We start from the raw sequence: 14,756 nt of genomic DNA, 5'->3' as shown, positions 1-14,756 counted from the left end.
TCACTATCATTCCCGGCGCCACTTGGTGCCTTCACGGCTGTCTTCGAGGACCACTCCGCGGGCCTTGAGTTCCTCGCGGATCTCGTCGGCGCGGGCGTAGTTCTTGTCGAGTTTGCTCTGCTGGCGCTCGGCAATCAACTGTTCGATTTCGTCAGCGGAGATGTCCTCTCCACCGCGGACCTGCTGGAACCAGGCTTCGGGATCCTGCTGCAGGATGCCGAGCAGCTTGCCCGCCTCCAGCAGTGCGCCTTTCAGTCGCGGCTGGTCACCGGCTGCGGCCTTGTTCAGCTCCTTGGCCAACTGGTGCAGCTCGCTGATCGCAATCGGCGTGTTCAGATCATCCTCGAGCGCAGCCATAAAGGCCGAACCGCCGAGATCCACTTCATCGGCCTCCACCTGCTCGGTCTCGCGCAGGGCGCCGTAGAGGGAATCAAGGCTGCGCTGCGCCTGGTCGAGCAGATCCGCACTGAAGTTCAGCTCCGAGCGGTAGTGAGCCGACAGCAGCGCAAAGCGCAGCACCTCGCCGGGATACTGTCCCAGCAGGTCCTTGACCATGCGGAAGTTGCCCAGGGATTTGGACATCTTCTCGCCATTGATATTCACATAGCCGTTGTGCATCCAGTAACGCACGAAATCCTGGCCGTTGGCGCAGCAGCTCTGTGCCCGCTCGTTTTCGTGGTGCGGGAACGTCAGGTCGCGGCCGCCGCCGTGGATATCAATGGTGTCGCCCAGGTGCTTCTTGATCATGGCCGAACACTCGAGGTGCCAGCCGGGGCGGCCGCGGCCCCAGGGACTGCCCCAACCGGGTTCGTCTTCACTGGACGGCTTCCACAGCACAAAATCGCCGGCGTATTTTTTATAGGGCGCCACTTCGACCCGCGCACCGGCCAGCATGTCGTCCAGCGAGCGCTTCGACAACTTGCCGTAATCGTCCATGGACTCCACCGCGAACAGCACATGACCTTCCGCCGCATAGGCGTGGCCCTTTTCGATCAGCCGTTCGATCATGGCGATCATTTCCGGCAGGTGCTGGGTGGCATAGGGAATGATATCCGGCTCGAGGTTGTTGAGCGCGGCCATATCCTCGGAATAGGCCTCGGCAAAGCGCGCCGACAGCACGCCGATTTCCTCGCCGTTATCCCGTGCGGCCTTCATGATCTTGTCGTCGATATCGGTAATATTGCGCGCATAAACCACGTCGCTGAAGTTTTTCTTCAACAGGCGATAGAGCGTATCGAACACGACGACCGGGCGCGCGTTGCCGATATGTACACGGTTATAGACGGTGGGACCACACACGTACATGCGCACGCGGTCGTCCACCAGGGGTTTGAATACTTCTTTCTTTCCGGAGAAAGTGTTGTAGAGCTGTAAAGCCATAAAATCCGGTTGCGTTTGAATAAGTTTCTCAGCGCGGCTGCTGTTATGTGGATCTGGACACCGGTCGGTGCCGGCATCCAGTAAACCTCCGCGCTACTTGTTCTGTTCTTTGGCCCAGCTGTCGCGCAGCCCGATGGTGCGGTTGAACACCGGCTTGTCCGCTGTGCCGTACTTGCTGTCGCGGCAGAAATAGCCCTGGCGCTCGAACTGGTAGCTTTTTTCCGGCTCGGCGCTGGCGAGACCAAGCTCCCCTTTACAACCGGTCAGCACTTTAAGGTTGTCCGGGTTCACGTGATCGAGGAAATTCTTGCCGCCGGCATCCGGGGCGGCATCGTCGAACAGGCGGTCGTACAGGCGCACTTCGCAATCGACATTTTCCTCCGCCGAAACCCAGTGAATCACGCCCTTCGGCTTGACGCCATCGGCGGGATCCACACCCAGGGTATCCAGGTCAACGGAACAGATAACCTCGACAATCTCGCCGGCCTCGTTCTTGACCACATCCTCCGCCTGGATCACATAGGCGTTGCGCAGACGGACTTTCTTGCCCAGCACCAGGCGCTTGTATTTCTTGTTGGCCTCCTCGCGGAAGTCCTCTTTCTCAATATACAGCGTGCGGGTGAACGGCAGTTCACGCGTGCCCAGGTCCTCGCGGTTCGGGTGCCCCGGAGCGCTCATCACCTCGCGCTGGCCTTCCGGGTAATTGCTCAGGGTGATTTTGAGCGGATCCAGTACACACATGGCGCGCGGCGCGTTCTTGTCCAGGTCGTCGCGGATGGCATATTCCAGCATGCCCACGTCCACGACCGAATCGGAGCGGGTTACGCCGATCATCTCGCAGAAAGTGCGGATGGCCGCCGGCGTGTAGCCGCGACGGCGCATACCGGACAGGGTCGGCATACGCGGGTCGTCCCAGCCATCCACGTGCTTCTCGTCCACCAGCTGCTTCAGCTTGCGCTTGGAAACCACGGTGTAGTTCAGGTTCAGGCGCGCAAACTCGTACTGGCGCGGGCGCGCCGGCACCGGCAGGTTCTCGATAAACCAGTCGTACAGCGGCTTGTGGTCCTCAAACTCCAGGGTACAGATGGAGTGGCTGATCCCCTCAATGGCGTCGGACTGGCCGTGGGCGAAGTCGTAGCTCGGATAGATACACCATTTGTCGCCGGTCTGGTGGTGCGCCATCTTCTTGATGCGGTAGATGATCGGGTCGCGCAGGTTGATATTCGGCGCGGCCATATCGATCTTGGCGCGCAGGCTGCACTGGCCCTCATCGAACTCGCCGTTCTTCATCTTTTCAAACAGCGCCAGGTTTTCCTCGACGCTGCGGTCGCGGTAGGGGCTGTTCTTACCCGGCTCGGTCAGGGTGCCGCGGTACTGGCGCGCCTCTTCCGGCGACAGGTCGCAGACATAGGCCTTGCCTTCGCGGATCAGGTTCAGCGCCCACTCGTGCAGCTGGTCAAAGTAGTCGGAGGTATACCTGACGTCCCCGGCCCATTCGAAGCCCAGCCAGGAGACATCGCGCTTGATCGCCGCGACGTACTCTTCCTCTTCCTTGGCCGGATTGGTGTCATCGAAGCGCAGGTTGCAGGTGCCGTCGAACTCCTGCGCCAGGCCAAAGTTCAGGCAGATGGACTTGGCGTGGCCGATGTGCAGGTAGCCGTTCGGCTCCGGCGGAAAGCGGGTAGCCAGCTGGGAAACCCGGCCCTCGGCCAGGTCTTCGCGAATAATGTTCTGTAAAAAGTGAGCGGGCTTGCTCTCGGATGTCATAGGATTCTCTATTACAGCTCAGCGAATTTAAGCGGCCGATTATAGCCTAGTTGACGCGCAGAATACCTGTTCGCGACGGGCTCTTTTGCCAGTCGCCACCGCTGGGCAAAGATTGCGATCACTTTTTAGCCAACTGCCGCGCTGCGTCCGCTTTGCCGTTTTACTGCCAGCGGCGAAACGGTATTATGCCGCCCCAACATTACCCCACTAGGATGTTTTATGATCACCCTGCACACCACTCACGGCGACATCGCTATTGAACTGGATTTCGACAAGGCGCCGAAAACTGCCGCCAACTTCCTGCAGTACTGCCGCGACGATTTCTACACCGGCACCATCTTTCACCGGGTGATCGACAACTTCATGATCCAGGGCGGCGGCATGACCCCGGGCATGGAACAGAAAGAGACCCGCGAGAATATCGAAAACGAAGCCGATAACGGCCTCAAGAATGATACCGGCACCCTGGCCATGGCCCGCACCATGGATCCGCACTCTGCCAGCTCGCAGTTCTTCATCAACGTGAAAGACAACGACTTCCTGAATTTCCGCAGCAAGGACCCGCAGGGCTGGGGCTATTGCGTATTCGGCAAAGTGGTCGACGGCATGGACGTGGTCAACAAGATCAAAAGCGTCAAGACTGGCAGCAAGGGCTTCCACCAGGACGTACCGCTGGAATCCATCGAGATCACTGGCGTGTCCATCTCCGACTCCTACTCTGACAAGTAACCCTTCTCCCCAAGGGTCACCGACAAAAAGGCCGGAACATTGTCGACCTACCTGATTTCTGATCTGCATCTCGACGAAAGCCGCCCGGATATTACCCGGGCGTTCTTCGACTTCCTGCGCGGTCCCGCCGCCGGTGCCGAGGCCCTGTATATCCTTGGCGATTTTTTCGAGGTGTGGGTCGGCGATGATGACGACGCACCGCTAGTGGCCGACGTTGCCGCGGAGCTGAAGCGCTTTAGCGGCAGCGGCGCTGAGCTCTACCTGATGCACGGCAACCGCGATTTCCTGCTCGGCCAGGATTTCGCGCACCGCGCCGGTGCCATCCTGCTGCCGGATCCCAGCCTGGTTACCCTCGCCGGACAGAAGGTCCTGCTGATGCACGGCGACAGCCTCTGTACCCTCGACGAGGAATATATGGCGTTCCGCCGCCAGGCCCGCGACCCGAACTGGCAGGAAGCCCTGCTGGCCAAGCCCCTCGAGGAACGCCGCCAGATCGCCGCCCAGATTCGCGCCGCGTCCAAGTCCATGAACAGCCGCAAGGCCGAGGACATCATGGACGTCACGCCGGCGGAAGTGGAAACGGTCATGCGCGAACACAATGTGCGCACACTGATCCATGGCCACACCCACAGGCCGGCGCGCCACCAGTTGACCATCGATGGCGAGGCCGCAGAGCGCATCGTACTTGGCGATTGGGGAGAGCTGGCCTGGTGCATCAAGGCGGACAGGCACGCAATTGAGCTGATGCACTGGCCCATTCCTTCCTGAAGCCCGATAATCACCAGTAACTGGCGCAGAAATGACCGCCCGCAGCGGTCAGCGCAGTGACAGTCTGCGAGAGGGATCGCGGCCAGCGGTCGGAACTTCTGCGTAGAATCAACGGACTGATAAGACGGGCGCAGGACCATGGTCAAAAACCTGAACAAGCGCGTACTGATACTGGGCGGCTACGGCACTTTCGGCTCCCGTATCGCGCAATTGCTGAGCGATGAACCCGGTCTCAACCTGATCATTGCCGGCCGCGACAAGTTCCAGGCCGAACTCTGCGCCTCCCGACTCCCCTGCCCCGCCGAGGGACTGCGCCTCGAGCGCGACGCGGTCAACCTCGCCGCCCAGCTCAAGTCCCTGAATCTCGACCTGCTGATTCACTGCGCCGGCCCCTTCCAGTGCCAGGACTACCGCGTAGCGCAGGCCTGCATCCAGGCCCGGACCCCCTATATCGATATCGCCGACGGACGGCGATTTGTCTGCGATTTCCAGCGCCTCGGCCCGGCCGCGGAAGCCGCCGACGTGACGCTGGTATCCGGCGCCAGTACGCTGCCGGCGATGAGTTCGGCCGTACTGAAACAGATCAGTCGCGAACTCCCACAGATCCGCGCAGTGGACATCGATATCGCCCCGGCGCACCGCATTGCCCGCGGCCTGGCGACAGTACGCGCCGGATTCGAGGCGCTGGGACAGGGTTTCCCGATGTTGCAGAACGGCGAGTGGCACGAGACGTTTGCCGGCGATGCCCTGCGCAAGGTTCAACTCGCGCACCCGGTGGGCGAACGCTGGCTGTGCAATTTCGATGTGCCCGATCTGGAATTGTGCCCCCGCGCATTCCGCGGTTTGCAGAGCGCCCGCTTCGGTACCGGAGTACAACCGCGCCCGCTGCAGCTGGGTCTGGCCCTGTGCGCCCACCTCGCGCGCCTGCAGATTCCCGCCGCAAATCCATGGATCGCCCGCCTCGGCCATCGCCTTGCCGCCCGCTGGCCCGGCGGCAGCCCCCACGGGGGCATGCGCATTCGCGTCGACGGCAACACGACGCGCGGCCAATCCGCCAGCTGGCAGTGGCAGATTTTGGGACTGAACGGCGACGGCCCATGGATTCCCGCCGCGCCGGCGGCAGCGCTGGCGCGCAAGATACTGCGCGGAGACTACCGGACCCCCGGCGCCTCGGCCTGCTGGCAGCTACTGGAACTGGACGAAATCCTGTCCGAACTCAAAGATCGCGCCGTGGTCACGGCGATTGAACAGGTTTCTCCAGATCAGCCTCGGGCGGCGACAGCAGCCGGTTTGTAGGCCGGCCCGACTTCCTTTATAGCGGTAGAGCCCTGGTAGTCTTTCCCAGCTGCCCCACAGTGACTGGTAGCAACCGGCACTGGATGCCAAACTGCTCCCTATGATCATTTCTGAAGCCTTGCGGGCCTACTCCGGCAAGAATGGTATCAAGCGCGCCATCATCCCCCTGGCGGCGCTGCTCGCGACCCCGTTTTTCGTCCTTCTCGCCTTGCTGCACAGTGGCTGGTGGCTGCTCGGCGCACTGGCCAGCCTTTCGCTGGTAGCCCTCGGCACTTACGACATATTCCAGCGACACTGGACACTTACCCGCAATTATCCAGTTGCCGCCCGCATCCGCTGGCTGTTCCTCGACCTGCGCCCCTATCTGCGCGCCTACGTCGTCGAGGGCGATGAAGAGGGCAAGCCATTCAGCTACGAGGCCCGCCGCCTGGTACATGCCCGGGCCGAAGGGTCCAGCGACATTCATCCCTTCGGCACCGAGCTCGATGTGCAGTCTGCAGAGTACGCTTGGTTGAACCACTCGATGGCGCCGGCGGAAAAGGCCGATACCAAGGCGCGGGTCGAAGTGGGTACCGATCAGTGCTCACAGCCATATTCCGCCGCCCTACTGAATATTTCAGCGATGAGTTTTGGCGCCCTGTCCGGTGCCGCGATCGAAGCCCTGAACAAGGGCGCGGCGATCGGCGGTTTCTACCACGATACGGGCGAAGGCGGCATCAGCCCGCACCATCGCAAACACGGAGGCGATTTGGTCTGGGAGCTCGGAACGGGTTATTTCGGCGCCAGAGCCGACGACGGCAGCTTCGACCCCGACCTGTTTCAGGCCGCCTGCGACGACCAGGTTCGCATGACCGAAATCAAGCTCAGCCAGGGCGCCAAACCGGGCCACGGCGGCGTGCTGCCCGGGGCCAAAGTCACCGAGGAAATCGCGCGCACCCGCAAGGTCACCGCCGGTGAAGACTGTATTTCCCCTCGCTTTCATTCCACATTTTCCACGCCCATTGAACTGCTGGAGTTCGCCGCACGCATGCGCGAACTGTCCGGCGGCAAGCCAGTCGGCATCAAGTTGTGCGTGGGCCACATTCACGAAGTTCTCGCGCTGATGAAAGCCATGCACGAAACCGGCATCCTGCTCGACTTCATCGTGGTCGACGGCGCGGAAGGCGGCACCGGTGCCGCACCGCTGGAACTGTCCAACCACGTTGGCATGCCGCTGCAAGAGGGGTTGATTGTGATGCGCAATGCGCTGGTTGGTGCCGGCCTGCGCGACAGGGTCCGGCTCGCGGCCAGCGGGAAACTTTACTCTGCTTCCGGACTGGCGGAATGCCTCGCCATCGGTGCCGACTGGTGCAACGCGGCCCGGCCCTTCATGTTCTCGATTGGTTGTATCCAGGCGCAGCGGTGTCACACCGACACCTGCCCGACCGGCGTCACCACCCAGGATCCGCGGCGTCAGCGCGGTCTCATCGTCGACGTGCAGAGCAAGCGGGCCGCCGCCTTCCAGGCGAGAACACTGGAAGCACTGGGCACCATCGTTGCCGCGGCCGGGTTGACCCACCCCAGCGAGCTGCGCCCCCACCATCTGTACCAGCGAATCAGTGCGACAGAATCCATGCCCGTCGATCGCGTATGGCACTTTCTCGAAGATAACGCCCTGCTCGATGCCCCGGACGACACCCCTTATGCGCACTGGTGGCGCGCCGCGCGAGCCGATAGTTTCAAACCGGCCATCGAGCTGGAGAAGACGCGCACCAACGACATCCGGCGCACACCTGCGCAACGGAAATAATTCAATCCCCGGTATTGCGGAGACCAAACATGCCCACCGTTTCGGAAATCATCGCCGACACACTGGTCCAGGCCGGTGCCAAGCGCTGCTACGGTATTGTCGGCGATACCATCAATCATTTTACCGACGCCGTGCGCCGCTCATCGCTGGAGTGGGTGCACGTGCGCCATGAAGAAGTCGGCGCCCTCGCCGCCGGCGGCGAATCCTATTTAACCGGGGAACTGAGCGTTTGCGCGGGCACAGCCGGCCCCGGCAGCCTGCATTTCCTTAACGGTATTTTCGAAAGTCATCGCAATGGCGCGCCGGTGCTGTTGATCGCCTCCAATATCGATCGGCCGGAACAGGGGCTGGGGTTTCCCCAGGAAGTGGACCAGAGAAAACTCTACGAGCAGTGCTCTGTGTTCTGCGAAGCCGTGTCACACCCGGACCAGGCCCGCCGCATCGTTACCCAGGCCGCACAGGCGGCCCTCAACCGACACGGGGTGGCGGTGGTCATCGTCAACGGCGATACCTTCAAGCACAAAACCGACGACGACATTCCCTGGGCCGTCCATCGCCCCCGGTCACTGGCGCGCCCAGTGGACCAGGAACTCGATCAGCTCGCGAAAAAACTCAACAGCGCCAAAAAAATCACTATTTACGCGGGAATCGGTTGCCGCGGCGCGCACGATGCCGTCATCAAACTCGGGCGCAAGTTGAGCGCGCCCATCGTGCACACAACCCGCGCCAAGGAATTTCTGGAGCCGAACAATCCGTGCAACGTAGGCATGAACGGCATCCTCGGCAACCCCGCCGGCTACAACGCCGTGCAGACCTGTGACCTGCTGCTCTGCCTGGGCACCGACTTCGCCTATACGCAGTTCTATCCGGACAAGGCCACGATCATCCAGCTCGACATCGATGCCACCCACATCGGTCGCCGCGCTGCAGTGGATATGGGTCTGGTTGGGGATGTGGGCGCCAGCGTCGAAGCGCTGCTGCCGCGCCTTGAACCGAGTAAGGATTCCACTTTCCTCGATGAGTTGCGCGCTCGTTATACCGAGGACCTCGAACAACTGGCGAAACGCGGGGAGGAACCGGATCCGACGCTGATCCACCCGCAATTTGTCGCGCAGACGCTGGACGAGCTCGCGGCGGTGGATGCGGTGTTTACCGCGGACGGCGGTTCCCCGATGGTGTGGCTGCTGCGCCACCTGCACGCCAACGGACGGCGCGCGTTCCTCACCAGTCTGTTACACGGCACCATGGCCAACGCCTACCCGCAGGCGCTGGGCATTGCCAAGGCTTATCCGGGCCGGCAGGTAGTCGCCCTGTGCGGCGATGGCGGGCTCACGATGCTGCTGGGTGACCTGCTGACGCTGGTGCAGGAAAAAATTCCCGTCAAGCTACTGGTGTTCAACAACCAGTCATTGGGATTTGTGGAGATGGAGCAGCGGATTGAAGGCCTGCTGGACAGCTTTACCGAGCTGCAAAACCCCGACTTCAGCCAGTTGGCGCAAATCTGCGGCCTGTGGGGCGAGCGGGTTGAGAATGCCGAGGACCTCACTGACGCCATGGAGCGCTGGCTCGCGGCAGACGGGCCGGCGCTGCTGGACGTCCGCGTCAACCGCATGGAGCTGGTCATGCCGCCGGAGGTCACCGCGCAGCAGGTCACCTCTACTGCCCTATTCGGACTCAAGGCGCTGCTCAGCGGCCGCGCCGACGAGGTGGTCGACCTTCTGAAGAACAATGTTCTGCGCTGAATCCTAGAGCCGCAGCGCCCGCCGGCGGAACGGCCAGCGCTCAAGATAGAGCGCCGGCCTCTCTGTGTTATTCCCCGACCGCACGTCGCGCAATTGTATGCAGAGGCACTTCATTGCGCGGCGACAGCGCCAGCTCACCAGCGCGCAAGGCTTCGCTCTGGTCGGCAAACTCGCCGTCCCCGGGCAGGCCGCCATTCATGTCGGTCAGCACCGAACGCACAGCCTCATTCATCCCCGCCATATACAGCAGCCTGCCGCTGTCCCGCGCATCCTCGGCGATGGTTTCCACCGCCAGCGTCGCAGACAGATCGAGGAAGGGCACCGCAGTAAAATCGAGAATCAGGATCCGCGAGCCCGACTCGCTGTGTTCACGCACGTGATGCCCAAGGTCCGCGGCCGCGCCGAAACTCAGCGGGCCACTGAATTTGAACAGTGCGATCGAATCGCGATTGCGCTCAAGAACTGCCCTGTCCGCCGGCGAATCCAGGTGTTCGGGCAGGTTGCGCAGGCGCGCTATCTGCAAACCGGCTACCTGCTTGACGAATGCCAGCGCCGCCAGCACCACGCCCACACCCACGGCGGTAATCAGGTCGACAAAAATCGTCAGCACCAGCACCAGCGCCATCAATAGCAGATCCCAGCGGGGACCGTTGTGCGCCCGCTTGAGGTAGCGCCAGTCGATGATATCCAGCCCGACTTTCACCAGGATGCCCGCCAATACCGCCATCGGAATGTTCGACGCCAGCGGCCCGAGGCCCAGCGCCACTGCCAGCAGTACCAGCGCGTGAATCATGCCCGACAGGCGGCTGCTGCCGCCGGAACGGATATTGACCACGGTACGCATGGTCGCGCCGGCCCCGGCGATACCACCGATCAGGCCGGCAGCCGTATTGCCGATACCCTGGCCGATCAGCTCGCGATTGCTGTGGTGGCGCTCGCGGGTCATGTTGTCGGCCACCAGGGAGGTGAGCAGGCTATCGAGGGAACCGAGCACTGCCAGGATGATCGCCGCTTCGATCACCAGGAACATCTGGTCGCCTCCAAAGACCGGCAGGTGCAGCTCCGGCAGCCCCGTGGGGATATCGCCGAGCACAGGCACGTCCAGCGCGAAGAAAGCCACCAGGGTTCCGGCAATCAGCACCGCCAGAGGGCCCGGCAGGTAGCGACCGACACGCGCAGGCCAGAAATACACCACCGCCAGGGTGGCCAGGCCGAGCAACAGGTTGGCCACGTGGACATCGGACAGCGCCGATGGCACGAAGCCGAGCGCGCCGAGCGTGCCACTCGGGGAGTCATGGCCCAATAGCGGATTGATCTGCAGGATGATAATGATGGCGCCAATGCCAGTCATGAATCCCGAAATCACCGGATAGGGCACCAACCGTATGTAATGCCCGAGCCCCAGCAGGCCGAAGACCACCTGCAAAAGACCGGCGAGCAGCACGGCGGTGAAGATCAGCGTCGCATCGCCGGACAGGCTGGCGAAGAGCCCGGCCAGCACCACCACCATCGGCCCGGTGGGCCCGGAAATCTGCGCGCCGGTACCGCCGAACAGCGCGGCAAAGAAACCGACGGCAATGGCGCCGTAAAGGCCCGCCATGGGGCCGAGACCGGATGCCACGCCCAGCGCCAGCGCCAGCGGCAGCGCCACCACACCGGCAGTGACACCGCCGGTGATGTCTCCTCTCATTGTCGACAGGTCAAACCGCATGTCACCCTGCCTCCGCAGCCGCGCCGGCGGAATCACTGTCAAACGCGGCCAGGTACGCTTCGTCCATGACCCGGAAAGTACCCGACTGCTCGTCGTGATAGAGGACTTCCCCACTGGCGATGTTATACATCCAGCCGTGCAGGGTGATGCGGCCGTTGGCCAGGCCGGAGGCCACTGCCGGATGGGTGCGCAGGTGCTGCAATTGTTGCAGTACGTTTTCCCGGGTCACCTCCTCCAGGTGATCTGCGCACAGTTCACCGTGTCGATCCCGCACCACTTCGGTAGCAGAGCGGCAGTGGCCCAACCACTCCCTGACGTGCGGCAGGCTGTCGAGTTTTTCCGGCGCGATGGCGCCTTTCATGGCGCCGCAATCGGTATGGCCGCAGATCACGATATGGGACACCCCGAGGGCGGCCACGGCAAATTCAATGGAGGCGGTGGTACCGCCGGTCTGGTTGCTGTGGGGAGGCACCACATTGCCGGCATTGCGGCAGATAAACAGCTCTCCCGGCTCGGTCTGGGTCACCAGGTTGGGATCGATACGCGAGTCCGCACAGGTGATGAAGAGCACCTCTGGGTTCTGACCGTTGGCCAGCTTGCGAAACCGCGCCTCCTTGGATGGAAAGACCTCTTTCTGAAACTTCGCTACTCCGGATATCACGTGCTCCATGGGAACTCCTCTTGATCAACATCTATGCCTGAGCCCCATTATTTTGTGATAATTCAATAAGATGAAATACCATTTACTGATAACCTGTGATTATCACCAACTGCCGAGGGAGAAACCGGTGCCCACCGCGCAACCGACGCTCAAGCAACTGGAATACTTTGTCGCCATCGCCACGCGCTCCAGCTACCGCCGCGCAGCGGAGGAGCTTGGCGTCAGCCAGCCGGCACTGACGACGCAGATAGCGACGCTGGAAGCGGCGCTGGGTCTGTCGCTGTTCGAGCGGTCCCGCTCCGGCACGCTGCTGACCCCCGAGGGCCGCGCCCTGCTCGACCAGGCCCGCCAGATTCTGCTGGCCATGCGGGAGTTCAGGGAGAACGCCGACGTCATCGCCCAGGGGCATCAGGCCACCTACAAGCTGGGTGTACCGCCGACGGTCGGCCCCTACCTGCTGCCCAATGTGCTGCCGGAACTGCACGCGCGCCACCATCAACTGAAGCTCTATGTCCGGGAGGCACCACCCCGGCACCTGCAGCGGGATATGGCCGAGGGACTCTACGACCTGGCAATCCTGCCGCTGCCGATCAATTCCGACGAGCTGGCAGTGGAACCGCTGTTTACCGAGCCGCTCAAGTTCGTCGTGCCGGCGGATCACCCGTTGGCCGGTAAAGCCAGGGTGACGCCGTCGCAATTGCGCGGCGAAAAAGTCCTGACGCTGGAGGACCAACACCACTTCCACCACCAGGTGCAGGAGATCTGCCACCGGCTCGGGGCGCAATTGCAGCGCGACTATGAAGGCACCAGCCTGGATACGCTGCGCCAGATGGTCGTTATGGGGCTCGGGGTCGCGTTCCTGCCCGGGCTGTATGTGCATTCCGAGATGCACGACCCCGAAGCCCTGCACGTGAGCGAACTCAAATCGAAACCCATCCTGCGCGAGCACGGCCTGGTGTGGCGCGCCAGCTCGCCGGGGCGGAATTTCTATCGCGAACTCGCCGCCGATATGCGGGAAATCATTGGCCGCCGGCTCGGCGACGTGGTCACGGTTGCAGGCAGATGAATGCGCCAAAAGCAACAACGCCCAGGATGGCTGTGTTAGTTTTTTCAAAACTTCACACGTGATTTTTACATGTCCGCCTATCTGTTATTGAAGACGCTCCATGTACTGAGCGCCGTTATCGTATTCGGCACCGGGATCGGCATTGCCTGGTATACGCTGCGCGGCTGGTTGAGTGGCGACCGCCAGGTGATACGCTGGATCAGCCGTGAAACTGTCACTGCCGACTGGCTATTTACCGGCAGCGCCATCGTCGCGCTGCTCGCAAGCGCTGTCGGAATGCTTACGATCAACCCTGCCTGGCTTCAACAGACCTGGCTTCAACTTGCCATTGCGCTTACCGGTATCGTTTTTCTGTTGTGGCTTCCAGTCGTTTACCTGCAATACCGATTGCGTCACCAGGCGAGTGGTACCGGCAACCCGGAGATACACCGCATCATGCGCGCCTGGTGCCTGCTCGGTGCCATTGCATTCCCGCTGATGGTGGCGATTGTTTTCCTGATGGTGGCCAAACCTCTTTTTTAATGCACCTAACCCCGCATCAATCCTTCACATTGACACCGGCGGTGTGAGGATGCGCTTGTTCAGTCTGTGCATTAAAGCGGATTTTTTGGCGATCTCCCGGCGAAGCCAGCCCTGCGACTCTTAAATAATCTTGCACACCTCATCGAACCCAAAACGCGGACCGCGCGGATACAAGAGTTCCGGATTGCCGTAACCCAGGTTACAGAGGAAGTTTGACTTGATATGGCTGTCAGGACTGTGTTCCTGCTGGAAGGCCGCCCCCTCACAGGGCTCACTGAAAAATTCGTGATCCACAGCGGCGTTGTCAAAGCCGGACATGGGGCCGCAATCCAGCCCCACAGCGCGGGCCGCGAGAATAAAGTAACCACCCTGTAATGAGCCATTGCGGAAAGCGGTGATCGCCGCAAGCTCTGCATTGTCGACATACCATTCGCGCGCCGGCGCGTGGGGAAACAGTCTGGGCAAATATTCGTAAAACCTCAGGTCGTGGGCAATGATTGCGGTCACCGGTGCGGCCATGGTTTTTTCCAGGTTGCCTTCATTGAGCGCCGGCTTAAGGCGCTCTTTCGCCTCCTTGCTTTTCAAAAATAACACACGCATTGGACAGCAATTGGCGCTGGTGGGGCCCATTTTCACCAGGTCGTAAAGCTGCTTCAGGGTTTCGTCGGCGACCGGCTTATCCAGCCAGTGACTGTGTGTTCTCGCGTCGGTAAACAGTTGCTGCAGCGATTCATTCGGAATGGTTTTGCCCATGTTTTTCTCCTCGCAGACATCAAAAGGATCTGGCCACACGGCGTCAATCAGTGAACAAGATGGTCACAATCATAATCAGGTGACAGGTAATCACCAGATATGTCACCCGGGTGCGCGTGCGAAAATAGTCGTACAGCCGCGGCAGGTTTGGATTCAGGCGCGCCTCGGCAGTGACGACAAAAGCAAACCCCAGCATTAGTATCGGCAGTGACCAGGGCGTGCGGTATAGCATCAGTGCCCCCCAGCCGCCGACGCAGGCGAGATTGCTCAACAGTGCCAATGCAATCCGGTGGCGGTGACCGACACGGTTCAGTGCCCCACCCCACCAGATACCACACAGGAAACTCAGGATGACCGCACTGTAGGCCGTAAACCACAGGCGCCCGCCGACCCCCACCAGCTCCACGCCGGTGGCCTGCATCACGATACCGATGACAAACGGCAAGACCCCGGCGTACGCCAGCGCGTCGAACAGCCGGGTTTTTTCCACGTCAGAGGTATGCCTGGCTTGAGTCATGTCGTCTAAGCTGACAAGCTGTGATGGTCGCGGGCAGGTCCCGCGCTCTGTAAAC

At 61.6% G+C, this 14,756-nt stretch carries 13 protein-coding genes; 7 read left to right on the top strand and 6 right to left on the bottom strand.

The annotated features are described in order from the left end of the window. Positions 1-6: 6 nt before the first annotated feature. A complete protein-coding gene (gene cysS, locus IG168_RS08705; protein ID WP_193163967.1) occupies positions 7-1,380 on the bottom strand; it encodes a cysteine--tRNA ligase in 1,374 nt (457 codons plus the stop codon). A 93-nt stretch (positions 1,381-1,473) separates the two neighbouring features. Continuing rightward, entirely contained in the window at positions 1,474-3,147 is a 1,674-nt protein-coding gene (locus IG168_RS08700) for a glutamine--tRNA ligase/YqeY domain fusion protein (protein WP_193163965.1), read from the bottom strand. Between the two features lie 219 nt (positions 3,148-3,366). Between IG168_RS08700 and IG168_RS08695 the strand changes: the two genes are divergently transcribed. The 5 genes from IG168_RS08695 (at position 3,367) to IG168_RS08675 (ending at position 9,471) form a co-directional block, all read left to right on the top strand. Then, entirely contained in the window at positions 3,367-3,876 is a 510-nt protein-coding gene (locus IG168_RS08695) for a peptidylprolyl isomerase (protein WP_193163963.1), read from the top strand. Between the two features lie 39 nt (positions 3,877-3,915). Then, positions 3,916-4,644 carry a UDP-2,3-diacylglucosamine diphosphatase gene (locus IG168_RS08690; protein ID WP_193163961.1) on the top strand — a complete coding sequence of 243 codons (729 nt, stop codon included), beginning with the start codon at positions 3,916-3,918 and terminating at the stop codon, positions 4,642-4,644. Positions 4,645-4,782: 138 nt separating this feature from the next. Beyond that, positions 4,783-5,940, top strand: a complete 1,158-nt coding sequence (locus IG168_RS08685) for a saccharopine dehydrogenase family protein (protein ID WP_193163959.1) — start codon at positions 4,783-4,785, stop codon at positions 5,938-5,940. Positions 5,941-6,040: 100 nt separating this feature from the next. Further along, on the top strand, positions 6,041-7,729 hold the full coding sequence (locus IG168_RS08680) for an FMN-binding glutamate synthase family protein (protein WP_193163957.1): 1,689 nt from the start codon (positions 6,041-6,043) through the stop codon (positions 7,727-7,729). Positions 7,730-7,758: 29 nt separating this feature from the next. After that, positions 7,759-9,471 (top strand): thiamine pyrophosphate-dependent enzyme, encoded by a 1,713-nt coding sequence (locus tag IG168_RS08675; protein ID WP_193163955.1) that lies wholly within the window; start codon positions 7,759-7,761, stop codon positions 9,469-9,471. A gap of 67 nt (positions 9,472-9,538) precedes the next feature. On the opposite strand, the gene IG168_RS08670 is transcribed toward IG168_RS08675, so the two are convergent. Together IG168_RS08670 and IG168_RS08665 are read right to left on the bottom strand one after the other, a co-directional pair. Continuing rightward, positions 9,539-11,182, bottom strand: coding sequence for a SulP family inorganic anion transporter (locus IG168_RS08670; RefSeq protein WP_193163953.1), 1,644 nt, complete (start codon positions 11,180-11,182; stop codon positions 9,539-9,541). 1 nt (position 11,183) lies between these two features. Beyond that, positions 11,184-11,852: a carbonic anhydrase gene (locus tag IG168_RS08665; RefSeq protein WP_193163951.1), complete on the bottom strand. Its 669-nt coding sequence runs from the start codon at positions 11,850-11,852 to the stop codon at positions 11,184-11,186. A gap of 118 nt (positions 11,853-11,970) precedes the next feature. On the opposite strand from IG168_RS08665, the gene IG168_RS08660 reads away from it, so the two are divergent. After that, positions 11,971-12,909 carry a hydrogen peroxide-inducible genes activator gene (locus IG168_RS08660; protein ID WP_319024678.1) on the top strand — a complete coding sequence of 313 codons (939 nt, stop codon included), beginning with the start codon at positions 11,971-11,973 and terminating at the stop codon, positions 12,907-12,909. A 69-nt stretch (positions 12,910-12,978) separates the two neighbouring features. Beyond that, positions 12,979-13,431 carry a DUF2269 family protein gene (locus tag IG168_RS08655; RefSeq protein ID WP_193163947.1) on the top strand — a complete coding sequence of 151 codons (453 nt, stop codon included), beginning with the start codon at positions 12,979-12,981 and terminating at the stop codon, positions 13,429-13,431. Positions 13,432-13,551: 120 nt separating this feature from the next. On the opposite strand, the gene IG168_RS08650 is transcribed toward IG168_RS08655, so the two are convergent. Next, positions 13,552-14,184: a malonic semialdehyde reductase gene (locus IG168_RS08650; protein ID WP_193163945.1), complete on the bottom strand. Its 633-nt coding sequence runs from the start codon at positions 14,182-14,184 to the stop codon at positions 13,552-13,554. Positions 14,185-14,227: 43 nt separating this feature from the next. Continuing rightward, on the bottom strand, positions 14,228-14,701 hold the full coding sequence (locus IG168_RS08645; protein WP_193163943.1) for a DUF3429 domain-containing protein: 474 nt from the start codon (positions 14,699-14,701) through the stop codon (positions 14,228-14,230). Between the last annotated feature and the right edge of the window lie 55 nt (positions 14,702-14,756).

Origin of the sequence: Microbulbifer hainanensis (genome assembly GCF_014904735.1) — a bacterium.
GTDB classification, from domain to species: Bacteria; Pseudomonadota; Gammaproteobacteria; order Pseudomonadales; family Cellvibrionaceae; genus Microbulbifer; species Microbulbifer hainanensis.
This window is presented reverse-complemented; position numbering and strand designations above follow the sequence as displayed.

What these genes read in the sequence shown, in the direction of transcription:
- IG168_RS08655 (WP_193163947.1), top strand. Translation starts at nt 12,979, where the DNA reads ATGTCCGCCTATCTGTTATTGAAGACGCTCCATGTACTGAGCGCCGTT.
- IG168_RS08675 (WP_193163955.1), top strand. Translation starts at nt 7,759, where the DNA reads ATGCCCACCGTTTCGGAAATCATCGCCGACACACTGGTCCAGGCCGGT.
- IG168_RS08670 (WP_193163953.1), bottom strand. Translation starts at nt 11,182, where the DNA reads ATGCGGTTTGACCTGTCGACAATGAGAGGAGACATCACCGGCGGTGTC.
- IG168_RS08680 (WP_193163957.1), top strand. Translation starts at nt 6,041, where the DNA reads ATGATCATTTCTGAAGCCTTGCGGGCCTACTCCGGCAAGAATGGTATC.
- cysS (WP_193163967.1), bottom strand. Translation starts at nt 1,380, where the DNA reads ATGGCTTTACAGCTCTACAACACTTTCTCCGGAAAGAAAGAAGTATTC.
- IG168_RS08700 (WP_193163965.1), bottom strand. Translation starts at nt 3,147, where the DNA reads ATGACATCCGAGAGCAAGCCCGCTCACTTTTTACAGAACATTATTCGC.
- IG168_RS08685 (WP_193163959.1), top strand. Translation starts at nt 4,783, where the DNA reads ATGGTCAAAAACCTGAACAAGCGCGTACTGATACTGGGCGGCTACGGC.
- IG168_RS08650 (WP_193163945.1), bottom strand. Translation starts at nt 14,184, where the DNA reads ATGGGCAAAACCATTCCGAATGAATCGCTGCAGCAACTGTTTACCGAC.
- IG168_RS08695 (WP_193163963.1), top strand. Translation starts at nt 3,367, where the DNA reads ATGATCACCCTGCACACCACTCACGGCGACATCGCTATTGAACTGGAT.
- IG168_RS08645 (WP_193163943.1), bottom strand. Translation starts at nt 14,701, where the DNA reads ATGACTCAAGCCAGGCATACCTCTGACGTGGAAAAAACCCGGCTGTTC.
- IG168_RS08665 (WP_193163951.1), bottom strand. Translation starts at nt 11,852, where the DNA reads ATGGAGCACGTGATATCCGGAGTAGCGAAGTTTCAGAAAGAGGTCTTT.